Raw genomic sequence first — 13853 nt, 5'->3', positions numbered from 1 at the left:
TTATGGTAACACCGCATAAACAACAAATGATTTTACGTTCCTTGTATTTTAATCGCTTTTTATTTGTGCGTTATACAACAGCATTTTTGTTTTTCTCAACTTTAGTTTGGTGCTGTGCTATGTTTTTATCTCAAGCTACTTTTCTATTTGTACCGTTGCTAATATTAAGCTTGCTTGGAATAGCCAGTTTTGAACAAGTTAAAATGTATTATAAACATAACACAGCGGCACCATTAACTAGCAGGATTTTTCAATTCCTACTAGTGGGTTATAGTTTACTCATGTTGATTTGTTTAACACCTTATGAAAAACAGTTATTTCCTTTTGTCCAAAACCATCAAAGTCGTATTTTAGAGGGGTATTTTGGTGTAGTAATAATATTAACGTTATTGGTGTTAAAAAAATTAAACACAATCCGTGCAAATAAAGATACACATTATCAACGCATAATGGCTTATGAACAACAACTTAACTTAGAAGGAAATTCCCTATGAACGGCATATTTCAACTGTTAGAAAAATATTTAATGGGACCTATGGCAAAAATAGCCGCCTTTAAATCAGTACGAGCGATTATGGCAGCAGGGATCGCTAGTATTACGTTTACTATTGTTGGCTCATTTTTCCTTGTCTTTAATGTACTTCCTGAAACCTTTACGTTTCTGCGAGATTTCTTCAATGAAACGTTCTTTAGAATAAGTGATCTTTATATTTTAGTTTATAAATCAACGATGGGGCTATTGGCTCTATATTTTGTGATTGTGATTGGCTATGAATATACCAAAATTCATGAACAGGAAGATGAGATCAACGTTTCACCGTTAAATGGTGCCTTACTTGCTTTATTTGCTTTCTTTTTATGTATTCCAGAACTTTTTTATGCAGATGGTCGGATTCAGTTATTTTCCGATGCCACCACCATTAATGGTTGGGTAATTGGTGGCAGTGGACCTGATCGTATGGGAACGGTAGGGATTTTTACGGCAATTATTATGTCTTTGTTGACGGTGAAAATTTACTGTTTTTGCGTGAAACGTAATTGGGTAATTAAGATGCCAGAAGCTGTACCTGAAGGTGTTGCTCGCTCATTCACGGCATTAATTCCAGCCTTTGCGGTAGCAGTAGTGGTATTAGTGATTAACGGTGGCTTTATCGCATTTGGTACAGATATTTTTAAAGTGATTGCCATTCCATTTGCTTTTGTTACCGACATCGCTAACAGTTGGCTAGGGTTGATGGTGATTTTCTTCTTAATTCATGCCTTATGGATTGTGGGGATTCATGGAGCCAATATTATTAGTTCCTTTTTAGTGCCAATTGTATTAAGTAATTTGCAAGCTAATGCAAACGGAGCGAATATTCCTTTTGCAGGTGAATTTTACAATAGTTTTGTATTTCTTGGTGGATCTGGTGGTACATTGGGACTAACTTTATTTATAGCCTTTCTTGCTCGTTCACAACAATTACGGATTTTAGGCAAAGCGTCTATTGCTCCAGGCATATTTAATATTAATGAGCCAATTATCTTTGGCTTACCAATCGTATATAACCCATATTTAGCTATACCATTTTTCCTTTCGCCAATGGTGACTGCGTCTATGGCATATTGGTCAATTAAATTACATTGGGTGAATCCAATAATTGCTAATGTACCTTGGCCATCTCCAGCTGGTATTGGTGCATTTATTGGTACAGCAGGTGATTGGCGTGCCGCAGCATTGGCATTATCTTGTGTTTTAGTATCTTGGTTAATTTATCTGCCGTTTGTTAAGGTGTATGACAATAAATTAGCAACAGAAGAACAGGCAGCAGAACAAGTTAGTCAGTAAACGTCATAAAAAAATACCGCACTTTTTTAACGATTTTTGATAAAAGTGCGGTATAAAATAACAACATTTTTTTATCTTTTCTCAATCATGACTTTTATATCTTCTGGCATCGCATAATAAGGGGCAGAAGTAATAAATAAGTCAATACCTAATTTAGCAAAATCCGCAACATTATTTTTATTTACCCCACCTGCTACGGATAACATCACATTAGATTTGAGTTGTTGCTTGAGCTCTAAAGCAGCTTTGACATCATCTGAACTAAATTTATCTAATTGAATAATATCAGGATTCGCCAATAACATGGCTTGACACTGGGCTAAATTATCCGCTTCAAGGGTGATTTTATTTTCAGGGGCTTGTTGGCGTAATGTTGCCACAATATCAATGTAATTCTCTGGTTCGTCCAATAAATTACGGTGATTAGTAAAGACTAAAATGGTTTCACTGAGTCCTTGACGGTGAATATGTCCACCGCCAGCTAGCACGGCAGCAGTGGCTAATTTTCTGGTGTTAGGAATGCTTTTTCGCGTACAAGCCACCACGGCATTAGGGTTTATCGCTTTGGCATTTTGCACCATTTCTGCGGTATATTGTGCCACACCACAACTCCACTCTAATACCAGTTGCACTACTTTCCATGCTTGATGAAGTTGATCGGCTTGGGCTTCTGCTTGAATAAGTAGTGTTCCCGCTGTTACTTCATCACCATCTTGAACAAAGGCATTAGCTTGAATATGCAGTTTGGTTAATAAACGTAATGCGACATTAATACCCGCTACCACACCTGCTTTTTTACGTGTAAATGACATACGAGCAGATTTTTTTCCAATATCTAAGCAATGTGTGGTTAAATCACCACGATAAATATCTTCAAGTAAAAAATTATCGAGTTCTTGTTCAGAAAAATAGATCATAGCGTTTCCTTGAGTGTTCCATGGTGGATAGATATAGCACGTTCCGCCAGATAGTCGGCTTCTTTCGGTTCGTGCGTGACCATTAAAATGGTGAGTGAAAATTGCGTTTTTATTTGTTTAATGATTTGCCACATTTGGGTACGAGTATCCCAATCAAGAGAAGAAAAAGGTTCATCGAGTAATAATAATTTAGGATGACTGATTAATACTCTCGCCAGTGCGACCCGTTGTTGTTCGCCCCCCGAGATTTGATGCGGATAACGATCAATTAAATGTTCAATACCCAACTGTTGCAACAAATCTATTTGTTCTGTCAAGGAAATGTGTTTACCCTGTGCTAAGGCTAAATTTTCATTGACCGTTCTATGTGGAAACAAATAAAGCCGTTGATTTAAATAACGACATTGACGTTGCCAAGGGGGAAGTCGGTTAATATTTTGTCTAGCCAAAATGATGTTACCTTGATACTCAAGATAGCCTGCGATAGCATTAAGCAAGGTTGTTTTACCACTGCCTGATTTACCTAAGATAGCGACACATTCATTGGGTTGAATATGTAAGTTTAGTCGGTTTAAAATACCGACAGTTAAATCTTGAATGTTTAACATTGACTATTGCCGATTGAGATTGCGTAATAAGAGTAATAACAAGGCGGAAATCACTAAAAGCCATAATGATGCACCAATGGCAATTTCAAAATCGCCACTAGCGATATTTAAATAGATTGCCATTGGCAAGGTTTCCGTTTTAAAGCGAGTGGCACCTGCTAACATTAAGGTTGCACCGAATTCCCCAATCGCTCTTGCCCAAGCTAAGATTGCACCGCTTAATAAGGGTTTCCAACACATAGGCAATTCCACTTTGATTAAGGATTGCCAAGGGGTGAGTCCAAGATTATAAGCGGTTAAGCGGTAGCCTATATCAAAATTGGCAAATGCCCCCCTTGCACTACGTAATAAAATGGAACTTGCAATATAGGTTTGAGCAATAATGATCCCCACAGGGCTAAATACCCAATCGCTGACGATGGGTAACCAAGTTGCCACAATACCTTGACGATTAAATAATAACAGTAGGCTTAATCCTGCCACTAATGGGGGTAAAACCATAGGGAGATCGAGTAGGGTATCGATCACTTTTTGCCAAGGTAAGGTTTTTTGGCTCATCACCCAAGCACTCGGAATAGCAATGATCATTGCCAACAAAAGTGAAATGATTGAACTACTCAGCGACATTCCCAAGGCAAAATAGAGTTCTTTATCCGTCAGAATTTCAATGAGAAAATGCTGATTGAGCTTACTGGTTAAGGATAAAATCGCCCCAACCACGATACATAACAATAATGCCAATGGGATAAGGGCGAAATATAAACTCAAACTATTGGGTGATCGGTAAGAAACCTTCATCAGTGAAGTATTTCACTCCTTCAGCAGATTTGAATAAGTCTAATAATTGTTTAGCTTCTTTTGGGTGCTGACTGGTTTTTAAGGTAGCGATGGTTACTTTTTCTTCTGGTGTACCTTTTGGATTATCCAAAATCACTAATTTATCTTTTTCTTTCCACGCACCTGAACGCCCAACGACAGCAGCATCAACATCACCGTTGAGCAAATAAAGCATTAATTGTTTTACTGTTCCCGCTTTTACTACCACTTTTTCATTTAACGCTTTTTCATAACCAGAAAGTGCCAATATTTTTTCTGCACCTTTACCTAATGCCATCGCTTTGCTATCACCAATACCAATACGTAAATTACTTTCTGCGAGAGCTTTCAAGGAATCAATGCCATCGGCTTTGTCTTTACGTACTGCCATGACGGGGATATGTAAGACTAATGGTGCTGATTCAATCACGTCACCTGTTTGTTGTAATTTTTCCACATAGTCGGCAGAACCGGGTAAATACAAATCACCTTGTTGGGTGGTTTGATAACGAGCTAATAACTGACCTGATCCTGCATATTCGACAGTGACTTTATTGTTGGTTTGTGTTTCAAATTGTTTAATAATTTTTTCTACTGGTGATTTTAAACCAGCCCCAGCATACAGGTGTAATTCAGCTGCAGATACTGTGGCAGTAAAACCAAGTGTTAATGCTAAGAGAGATAAAGAGACTTTCATGAGATTTTCCTTAATTTTATGAATAGAATAGCGTTATATATATCATTCTACAAAGAATTAGAGAAAACTTCAAAAGGTTTTCATTAGTTAAAAATTGAGTAAAAAATACCGCACTTTAATCACTCAAAGTGCGGTGGAAAATGACTTAATTTTTCATTATTGTGTCGCTTGAATCGCTGTTAATGCGATGGTGTACACAATATCATCAACCAATGCACCACGAGATAAGTCGTTTACTGGTTTACGCATACCTTGTAACATTGGACCAATAGATACTAAATCCGCAGAGCGTTGCACTGCTTTGTATGTCGTATTACCTGTATTCAAATCAGGGAAGATGAATACCGTTGCTTTACCTGCTACAGGGGAATTTGGTGCTTTGGATTTTGCCACATCTTCCATTACAGCGGCATCATATTGTAATGGACCGTCAATGATTAAATCTGGACGTTTTTCTTTGGCAATGCGAGTGGCTTCTTTTACTTTTTCAACATCTGCACCTGAACCTGATGTACCCGTTGAGTAAGAGATCATTGCCACTTTCGGTTCAATACCAAAGGCTTTGGCTGAATCGGCGGATTGAATGGCGATTTCCGCTAATTGTTCCGCATTTGGATCTGGGTTCACCGCACAGTCGCCATAAACTAACACTTGATCTGGTAGCAACATAAAGAAGATCGAAGATACAATAGAGCTACCTGGTGCAGTTTTGATAATTTGCATTGGTGGACGAATGGTATTCGCTGTGGTATGCACGGCACCAGATACTAAACCATCTACTTCGTTAGCTTCTAACATCATTGTACCTAACACAACATTATCTTCTAACTGCTCGCGAGCTGAGGTTTCTGTCATGCCTTTGGCTTTACGTAATTCCACTAAACGAGCCACATAGTTTTCTCGTACTGAGGTTGGGTCAATTACCGTGATGCCTTTACCCAATGTTACACCTTGTGCTTCAGCTACACGTTGAACATCTGCTGGGTTAGCTAATAAGATACATTCTGCAATACCACGTTCTGCACAAAGCACCGCAGCTTTAATGGTACGAGGTTCATCACCTTCGGGTAACACAATGCGTTTTTTCGCGGCACGAGCTAATTCGGTTAATTGGAAACGGAACGCTGGTGGTGATAAACGACGAATTCGTGAGGAACCCTCCGCAATTTGATTAATAAAATCAGTATCAAATTGTTGACTGGTGTATTGTTTAATATTTTCAATTCGTTCTTTATCGTCAACGGGGACTTCTAAATTGAAACTTTGTAGATTTAATGCGGTTTGCCAAGTACTTCCTTCAATACGGAAAACTGGTAATCCCGTGGTTTCAAAAGCACGTTGGCATAATTTAGTAATTTGGCTATCAATTTTGTAACCACCCGTTAATAAAATACCGCCTAATTCAATGCCGTTAGTTGCCGCTAAAGCCGCAGCAGTTAATACATCAGGTCTATCGGCAGAAGTGACCAATAAACTTCCTGTACGGAAATGTTCTACCATATTTTGTAATGCTCTTGCACAGAAAGTAATACCACGAATACGGCGAGTCGTAATTTCCCCCTCGTTGAGAATAGCAGCACCGAGATGTTTGACCAAGTCGATAACACGGGTGGCGATTAATTCTGCTGACCAAGGAATACAAGCTAATACTTTAATTGGACTGGTGGCGAATAAGCGATAAACTTCGCCAGCTTGGTTGTGGCTATGTTGGTATGAATCAAAAATCTCCGTTAAATCAGGACGGGTGCGACCACTGTCATCAACCGGAGCATTGAATTTGTTAATCACAACCCCAAGTAGGTTAGGGTTAGATTTTCCACCAAAAGATGCTGCCGCTGCTTCAACACGTTCTTTTAATTGATTCGGTGTATCTGTCGCAGGTGCAGCCACTAAAATAATTTCTGCATCTAAGGCTTGAGCAATTTCATAGTTAATTCTGTCGGCATAAGAATTTTTTCTAGTCGGAATTAACCCTTCTACAATAACGATTTCATTGTTTTTGCTTAATTGTTGGTGCTGTTCAACAATTTTTTCTAAAAGTACATCTGTTTGATTCTGACCAATTAAATTTTCGGCAATGCTTAACATAAAAGGTTCAGCGGTTTCGATACTTGTACTGGTACGTACAATAGAAGTTGTGCGATCTAATTTGTCTTCACCACTGCTAGGTTGCGAAATAGGCTTGATAAAACCAATTTTGGTACCTTTTTGTTCAAGCGCTTGAATTAAACCCAGACTAACACTAGTTAAACCAACTCCGCTACTGATTGGGATAAGAATAATAGTTCGTGACATAATATTTCCTAATTTGAGAGAATGTTGAGTGAAAAAGCAAACTGCCGATAATTATCGGCAGTTGTTTATTTAATTATTTTATGCAAAGACGAGCTGTATCTCGTGCGATGACTAATTCTTCATTGGTTGGGATTACCATAGCGATTGGCGTATTATCTTTAGTGATAATACCGTCTTTACCAAAACGAGCCGCTAAGTTTTTCTCAATGTCTATGTTATAACCAAATAATTTTAAGTGATTTAAGGTGATTTCACGGACGTGAGCAGAATTTTCCCCGATACCGCCAGTAAACACGATAGCGTCTAAACGTTCACCAATCACTGCCATGTATGAACCAATGTATTTGGCTAAACGGTAGCAATAGACATCTAATGCACGTTTGGCAGGTTCTTCTTTCTCATAGTTATCTTCGGCATAACGGCAATCGCTAGTCACTTCAGTTAAACCTAATAAACCTGATTTTTTCACTAAGGTTTCTTCCACTTGGTCCATTGACATACCTAAGTTTCTGTATAGATAGAACACGATTGCAGGGTCAATATCACCAGAACGTGTACCCATAACCAAACCTTCTAATGGGGTTAAGCCCATTGAGGTATCGATACATTCACCATGACGAACAGCAGACACAGAACCACCATTACCTAAATGGCAAGTGATAACATTCACTTTATCTTCGGCAACACCTAAACGTTTTGCTGCTTCACGGCTAACAAAATAATGGCTAGTACCATGAGCACCATAACGACGAATACCATGTTCTTTGTAAAGTGAGTATGGCAATGCGTATAAGTAGGCTTCTTCTGGCATGGTGGTATGGAATGCAGTGTCAAATACCACGACATTTTTGTCTTTTAAATGTGGGAAAATTTTGAACGCTTCTTTTATACCGATTAAGTGGGCAGGGTTGTGTAACGGTGCAAATTGAATGGCATCTTCAATACCTTTCACCACTTCATCTGTGACGATAACTGATGAAGTAAATTTCTCACCACCGTGAACAATGCGGTGACCAATCGCTACAATGCTGTCTTTTAATTCTTGGGTTAATACATTTTCAACAATAAATTTCAATGCTTCGCTGTGAGCCGCACCCGCACCTAAATCTGCGTTGCCTTTCTCTCCGTGAATTTTCCATTTAATACGAGCTTCTGGAAGATAGAATGCTTCGGCTAAACCTGATAATTTTTCGTCACCAGAAACAGGATCTAAGATAGCAAATTTTAAAGATGAGCTACCACAGTTTAAGATAAGAACTAATTTTGACATAAATTAACCTATATTAAGGGTTGAAGTTAGAAGATATTCAGCAAACACTGAATAGACGTTTTAAAAGTTATGATGTGCTATAGAATACACTTTTCTGGCGATAAAATAAATTATTAAGCGTAGAAAAATTCAATCTTTATCAAAAAAAGTTGAAAGTTTAAACATTTTTTATAAAGTGCGGTGTAAATTTCCTTTTTTTTATTGGATAAAAGGGAGTATTCTAGTCTAATATTTTTATTTCTTAATAGAGCGAAAACATGACCACGATAAATTTAAACTTACAAGATCTTTCTTGCCAACATTGCGTAAAAAACGTGAAACAAATCTTAGAAAAAATCTCGGGGGTAGAACGTGCTGAGGTGAGTTTAACGCAAGCGACAGTAATCGGAGAAGTATCTGCTCAAACCTTAATTGATGCAATTGTTGATGTGGGGTATCAAGCCCAACTTGCTGACCCAAAATAGATCTACCAACACAACAAAATTCTCAGCCTGATCCTGTGGTGGTAGAAAGTCGTCATGAACAGGCAAAAATCGCCCAAAATGCACCGCAGTTTACTTTGTTATTGGACGGATTAAGCTGTGTGGCTTGTGTCGCAAAAGTGCAAAAAGCCTTATTAAATGTGACAGGGGTGAGTTCTTCTCAAGTCAATTTAGCAGATAATACGGCTTTAGTGACAGGGTTTGTTGATCCGCAAGATTTAGTGCAGGCTGTGCTTGATATTGGTTATGGGGCAGAATTAGTTGAAGATGAAAACCAGCGTCGCGTCAAACAGCAAGCCCAACAGAAACAGGAAATTCAACAACGTCGTTGGCAAGCCACGGTGGCGTTAGTGGTCGGTTTTGGTTTATTCTTTTGGGGAATCTTTGGCGGTCAAATGCAAGTGACAGCCGACAATCAACTAAATTGGATGGCGGTTGGCTTGCTGGTATTGGCAGTGATCTGGTTTACGGGTCAGCATTTCTATCAACGAGCTTGGCTTAACTTACGTAATAAATCCACGACTATGGATACCTTAGTAGCATTAGGAACGGGGACGGCATGGCTTTATTCTTTTATGGTAGTTCTATTTCCCGATTTTTTCCCTGAAAATGCTCGTCATCTTTATTTTGAAAGCAGTGCTATGATTATTGGCTTGATTAATATCGGAAAAATACTTGAACTTAAAGCCAAACAGCAATCATCACAAGCCCTTGAACGGTTATTCGATCTTACCCCAAAAACCGCCAAAGTTGTGACGGAAAACGGTGAAACAGAATTGCCGTTAAGCCTAGTTCAAGTTGGCATGCGACTACGTTTACAAACGGGCGATCGGGTTTGTGTTGATGGAGTTGTGACGCAAGGTCATGGCTGGATAGATGAAAGTATGCTAACGGGAGAGCCGCTCTCTATCCAAAAAGAAAAAGGTGACAGGGTGAGTGCTGGAACATTAGTAACAGACGGTACGTTGCTTTTTCAAGCAGAACAAATTGGCAATCACACTAGATTGGCGAACATCATAAAATTAGTGCGACAAGCTCAAAGTAGCAAACCAGAAATTGGGCAATTAGCCGATAAAATTGCGAGTGTATTTGTTCCTACCGTAATAATGATTGCATTCATTTCTGCATTGGTTTGGTATGTGGTCACGCAACAGATTTCTTATGCTTTCGTCATATTAACCACCGTGTTAATTATTGCTTGCCCTTGTGCTTTAGGCTTGGCAACACCGATGTCAATTATTGCTGGCATTGGACGAGCGGCAGAATTAGGCGTGTTAGTTCGTGATGCAGATGCCTTGCAAAAAGCGGCGAGTGTAGACACGATTGTGTTTGATAAAACGGGTACTTTGACACAAGGTGAGCCAACGGTGACAGCAGTTTATACCTTTGGTGGTGTTGAGCAAAAAAGTGCGGTGCAATTTGCGGCAAGTTTAGAGCAGGGAGCGAATCATCCCTTAGCCAAAGCCTTATTAGCTTACGCCCAAAATATCACATTAATTGAACCCAGCCAATTTAGCACGTTAAAAGGACTTGGAGTTAGTGGTGTCATTCATGGCAAAAAATTGTGGTTAGGCAATCGCACTTTATTACAGCAACAGAATATAGATACAGACATTGCAGAAGCCGATTTTTTGACAGAAAGCGAAAAAGGGGCAACGGTGATCTTTTTGGCGGAGCAAAATCAACTTGTCGCCATGTTTGCAATTCGAGATTCATTGCGAGATGACACAATCATTGCTGTACAACGGTTACAGCAACAGGGTTATCATTTAGTGATGTTGACAGGTGATCAACAAAAAACGGCACAAGCGATTGCCGATGAAATTGGTATTGAACAGGTTATTGCGGGCGTATTGCCAGAAGATAAAGCACAAGTTATTCAGCAATTACAGGCTCAAGGACGTAAAGTCGTGATGGTGGGGGACGGTATTAATGATGCTCCAGCGTTGGCTCAAGCGAATGTGAGTATGGCAATGGCAAGTGGTTCGGATATTGCGATTGAAACCGCCGAACTGACGTTAATGCGACATAGTATTAACAGTGTAGCAGATGGGTTACAGCTGGCTAAAGCGACATTAAGTAATATGAAACAAAATTTATTTTTTGCTTTTGTCTATAACTGCTTGGGTATTCCTCTTGCAGCAGGGGTATTTTATCCGTTATTAGGAATATTGCTGAATCCTATGATTGGCGGGGCTGCTATGGCTTGTTCGTCCATTACTGTGGTGACAAATGCGAATAGATTATTAAGATTTATGCCCAAAAATTGATATTAATCAATAAATAAGTCGATTAGGCTTTTTATTCATAAGGTTTTTTTGTATGATAGCTTCGTCAAGAGAAATGCTTGATAATTCATAAAGTTCCTAAATAAATATAACTATATAATAGCTAAACTACTTTCCTACCACCCAAAATATGGGTGGTTTTTTTTGTTTATAGGGTAGCGATCAGCAACTGAATAAAAAAGATCAGCGAAATCACCATTTCGGCTAAACCCACCTGTTTGGTGGAGAGCTTTTTAGTTGGCAATATAATCGCTCTGATTAATGGAATAACAAACGCCAGTGCTAATAAAATTTGTTGAAAAGGCAGAAAAATCATCACACATAATGTATGGTAAAGAATAGAAACAATTAAATAATAAGGATTTTTCCGCTCACGTAAGACCGATTTGACATAGAGTGTCACGCCGATAAAAAATAGGCTAGGTAATATGGCAACCCACCAAATCCGTTGATCAAATTGGTTTTCCGCAAAATAATAGGCTGCCATTCCTGCAATCGCAAAAATAATAATCGCATTAAGATCATTTAATAAAGCACGTTCATCTTTTTGTTTTACAAAATAGATACTGACAAAACTTAAGGGAATAAACAATATGGCAAAATATAAAATTTTCCAGTTATAGCAAAGTGCTGGAATGACAAAAATGAAACAAGCACTAGCGTAAATCATTGTCCATTTTCTATACAATGCTAAATTTCTTCCTTTAAATAAATTGAGAAAAGGATAGGTCATTAAGTATAAGGAAAACCAAGCGAGTAGTAGAAAAAAATGTTGCCAAATAGGGTGAGAAAGCAACATTCCGTATAAAAATGGCATTAATGCCATCACAATAGCCCCGTGTTGGTTAGAGATTAATAATTTCATAAGTAAAGTCATTAGATGAGAATGGTTAAAATTTTAATTTATTTTTAGCCAAATTGGTATAAACTTTTCGGGGTAATTTAAAGGAGATAACCATGACAATTCAACGCTTTCATCAAGCAACACGGTATTCAGAAATGGCTGTACATAACGGCGTAGCTTATTTAGCAGGACAAATACCAGAAAATACACCTAACCAACCTGTTTACCAACAGACCAAAGATGTATTGGATTTAATTGATAAATTACTGGCAGAAGTCAACTCGGATAAAAGCCAAATTTTAATGGCACAAATTTTTTTAGCGGATATGCAAGATTATGCAGAAATGAACCGTGCTTGGGATGAATGGGTGGCTAACAATAACGCACCGCCTCGAGCTTGTGTAGAAGCTAAATTAGCAGATCACCGTTGGAAAGTGGAAATTGTAGTAACGGCTGCAACGCATTAATATAGATGAGAAAAACAGGTAATGAGAGTGATAAAAATATCATTACCTGTTTTTATTTTCAGTTGAAAGCAGAATAAAATGCTTGCCTTTTAGGCAAAAATGCGTATTATAGCCGTCTATACTTCTAAATGAAAAATTAAGGAATATTATGTCAAGCTATTTATTTACCTCTGAAAGTGTATCAGAGGGACACCCTGATAAAATCGCCGATCAGATTTCTGATGCGGTGTTAGACGAAATTTTAAAACAAGATCCCAAAGCTCGTGTAGCCTGTGAAACCTATGTAAAAACAGGTATGGCATTAGTCGGTGGCGAAATTACCACCTCCGCTTGGGTAGATATTGAAAATTTAACTCGTCAAGTGATTTGTGAAATTGGTTATGAACATTCAGATATGGGATTTGACGGAAAATCCTGTGCGGTATTAAATGCTATTGGTAAACAATCTTCTGATATTAATCAAGGAGTTGACCGTGCTAATCCATTAGATCAAGGTGCTGGCGACCAAGGCATTATGTTTGGTTATGCTACTAACGAAACCGATGTATTGATGCCTGCTGCGATTACTTACGCTCACCGCTTAATGGAACGTCAAGCACAGGTGCGTAAAAATGGCACATTAGATTGGTTACGTCCAGATGCGAAAAGCCAAGTTACCCTGAAATATGATAATAACAAAATTATCGGTGTCGATGCCGTAGTGCTTTCCACGCAACACAGTGACGCAGTGAGCCAAGCCGATTTAATTGACGGCGTGATGGAAGAAATTATTAAGCCGATCTTGCCAGCAGAATGGTTAAATAAAGACACTAAATATTTCATTAACCCAACAGGACGCTTTGTTATTGGCGGTCCAATGGGCGACTGTGGTTTAACAGGACGTAAAATTATCGTGGATACCTACGGCGGTGCCGCCCGTCACGGTGGTGGTGCGTTTTCAGGCAAAGATCCCTCTAAAGTCGACCGCTCTGCGGCTTATGCTGCTCGTTATGTAGCCAAAAATATCGTTGCTGCAGGCTTGGCAGATCGTTGCGAAATTCAGCTTTCGTATGCGATTGGCGTGGCGGATCCGACATCTATTATGGTGGAAACCTTTGGCACAGGCAAAGTGAGTAATGAATTATTGGTTAATCTTGTGCGTGAATTTTTTGATTTACGCCCTTATGGATTGATTAAAATGCTTGATTTAATTCAGCCGATTTATCGCCAAACTGCGGCTTATGGACACTTCGGACGTGAGCAATTCCCGTGGGAAAAAATTGATCGTGCGGAGGAGTTGAGAAAGGCGGCTGGGTTGTAGTTATTTTCTTGATAAGAAAATGGGCTAATTAGCCCATTTTA

General features: G+C 38.8%; 13 protein-coding genes. 6 read left to right on the top strand and 7 right to left on the bottom strand.

What is annotated here, in order from left to right:
• Window positions 1-2 precede the first annotated feature (2 nt).
• Together O1Q80_RS08625 and celB are read left to right on the top strand one after the other, a co-directional pair.
• Window positions 3-494 (top strand): hypothetical protein, encoded by a 492-nt coding sequence (locus tag O1Q80_RS08625; RefSeq protein ID WP_386694485.1) that lies wholly within the window; start codon window positions 3-5, stop codon window positions 492-494.
• On the top strand, window positions 491-1828 hold the full coding sequence (gene celB, locus O1Q80_RS08620) for a PTS cellobiose transporter subunit IIC (RefSeq protein WP_386694482.1): 1338 nt from the start codon (window positions 491-493) through the stop codon (window positions 1826-1828). The genes O1Q80_RS08625 and celB overlap by 4 nt, the downstream gene beginning before the upstream one ends.
• A 71-nt stretch (window positions 1829-1899) precedes the next feature.
• Here the strand turns inward: celB and modD are convergent, their stop codons facing one another.
• The 6 genes from modD to O1Q80_RS08590 form a co-directional block, all read right to left on the bottom strand.
• Complete coding sequence (modD, locus tag O1Q80_RS08615; RefSeq protein WP_386694479.1) at window positions 1900-2745, bottom strand: ModD protein; 846 nt, start codon at window positions 2743-2745, stop codon at window positions 1900-1902.
• Window positions 2742-3353: an ABC transporter ATP-binding protein gene (locus O1Q80_RS08610; protein WP_386694476.1), complete on the bottom strand. Its 612-nt coding sequence runs from the start codon at window positions 3351-3353 to the stop codon at window positions 2742-2744. The genes modD and O1Q80_RS08610 overlap by 4 nt, the downstream gene beginning before the upstream one ends.
• A 3-nt stretch (window positions 3354-3356) precedes the next feature.
• Window positions 3357-4151 (bottom strand): ABC transporter permease, encoded by a 795-nt coding sequence (locus tag O1Q80_RS08605; RefSeq protein ID WP_386692690.1) that lies wholly within the window; start codon window positions 4149-4151, stop codon window positions 3357-3359.
• A complete protein-coding gene (gene modA, locus O1Q80_RS08600; protein WP_386692692.1) occupies window positions 4123-4866 on the bottom strand; it encodes a molybdate ABC transporter substrate-binding protein in 744 nt (247 codons plus the stop codon). Before modA ends, O1Q80_RS08605 begins: the two co-directional genes overlap by 29 nt.
• A 156-nt stretch (window positions 4867-5022) precedes the next feature.
• Window positions 5023-7161 (bottom strand): phosphate acetyltransferase, encoded by a 2139-nt coding sequence (pta, locus tag O1Q80_RS08595; RefSeq protein ID WP_386686981.1) that lies wholly within the window; start codon window positions 7159-7161, stop codon window positions 5023-5025.
• 73 nt (window positions 7162-7234) lie between these two features.
• The gene (locus O1Q80_RS08590; RefSeq protein ID WP_386686979.1) at window positions 7235-8431 is read right to left on the bottom strand and encodes an acetate kinase; all 1197 of its coding nucleotides are present in this window, start codon (window positions 8429-8431) and stop codon (window positions 7235-7237) included.
• A gap of 257 nt (window positions 8432-8688) precedes the next feature.
• On the opposite strand from O1Q80_RS08590, the gene O1Q80_RS08585 reads away from it, so the two are divergent.
• Window positions 8689-8895 carry a cation transporter gene (locus O1Q80_RS08585; RefSeq protein ID WP_386694473.1) on the top strand — a complete coding sequence of 69 codons (207 nt, stop codon included), beginning with the start codon at window positions 8689-8691 and terminating at the stop codon, window positions 8893-8895.
• Window positions 8896-8933: 38 nt separating this feature from the next.
• Window positions 8934-11183, top strand: coding sequence for a copper-translocating P-type ATPase (locus O1Q80_RS08580; protein WP_386694470.1), 2250 nt, complete (start codon window positions 8934-8936; stop codon window positions 11181-11183).
• Window positions 11184-11349: 166 nt separating this feature from the next.
• Here the strand turns inward: O1Q80_RS08580 and O1Q80_RS08575 are convergent, their stop codons facing one another.
• The gene (locus O1Q80_RS08575; protein ID WP_386694467.1) at window positions 11350-12066 is read right to left on the bottom strand and encodes a YwiC-like family protein; all 717 of its coding nucleotides are present in this window, start codon (window positions 12064-12066) and stop codon (window positions 11350-11352) included.
• A 92-nt stretch (window positions 12067-12158) separates the two neighbouring features.
• On the opposite strand from O1Q80_RS08575, the gene O1Q80_RS08570 reads away from it, so the two are divergent.
• Together O1Q80_RS08570 and metK are read left to right on the top strand one after the other, a co-directional pair.
• Window positions 12159-12512 carry a RidA family protein gene (locus O1Q80_RS08570; RefSeq protein ID WP_386694464.1) on the top strand — a complete coding sequence of 118 codons (354 nt, stop codon included), beginning with the start codon at window positions 12159-12161 and terminating at the stop codon, window positions 12510-12512.
• Between the two features lie 148 nt (window positions 12513-12660).
• The gene (gene metK, locus O1Q80_RS08565) at window positions 12661-13812 is read left to right on the top strand and encodes a methionine adenosyltransferase (protein ID WP_386686971.1); all 1152 of its coding nucleotides are present in this window, start codon (window positions 12661-12663) and stop codon (window positions 13810-13812) included.
• Window positions 13813-13853 lie beyond the last annotated feature (41 nt).

Source organism: Lonepinella sp. MS14435, from assembly GCF_042485795.1.
Classification (GTDB): Bacteria; Pseudomonadota; Gammaproteobacteria; order Enterobacterales; family Pasteurellaceae; genus Lonepinella.
This window is presented reverse-complemented; position numbering and strand designations above follow the sequence as displayed.

Coding starts and splice junctions, on each gene's coding strand:
- O1Q80_RS08625 (WP_386694485.1), top strand. CDS start 3: ATGGTAACACCGCATAAACAACAAATGATTTTACGTTCCTTGTATTTT.
- celB (WP_386694482.1), top strand. CDS start 491: ATGAACGGCATATTTCAACTGTTAGAAAAATATTTAATGGGACCTATG.
- modD (WP_386694479.1), bottom strand. CDS start 2,745: ATGATCTATTTTTCTGAACAAGAACTCGATAATTTTTTACTTGAAGAT.
- O1Q80_RS08610 (WP_386694476.1), bottom strand. CDS start 3,353: ATGTTAAACATTCAAGATTTAACTGTCGGTATTTTAAACCGACTAAAC.
- O1Q80_RS08605 (WP_386692690.1), bottom strand. CDS start 4,151: ATGAAGGTTTCTTACCGATCACCCAATAGTTTGAGTTTATATTTCGCC.
- modA (WP_386692692.1), bottom strand. CDS start 4,866: ATGAAAGTCTCTTTATCTCTCTTAGCATTAACACTTGGTTTTACTGCC.
- pta (WP_386686981.1), bottom strand. CDS start 7,161: ATGTCACGAACTATTATTCTTATCCCAATCAGTAGCGGAGTTGGTTTA.
- O1Q80_RS08590 (WP_386686979.1), bottom strand. CDS start 8,431: ATGTCAAAATTAGTTCTTATCTTAAACTGTGGTAGCTCATCTTTAAAA.
- O1Q80_RS08585 (WP_386694473.1), top strand. CDS start 8,689: ATGACCACGATAAATTTAAACTTACAAGATCTTTCTTGCCAACATTGC.
- O1Q80_RS08575 (WP_386694467.1), bottom strand. CDS start 12,066: ATGAAATTATTAATCTCTAACCAACACGGGGCTATTGTGATGGCATTA.
- O1Q80_RS08570 (WP_386694464.1), top strand. CDS start 12,159: ATGACAATTCAACGCTTTCATCAAGCAACACGGTATTCAGAAATGGCT.
- metK (WP_386686971.1), top strand. CDS start 12,661: ATGTCAAGCTATTTATTTACCTCTGAAAGTGTATCAGAGGGACACCCT.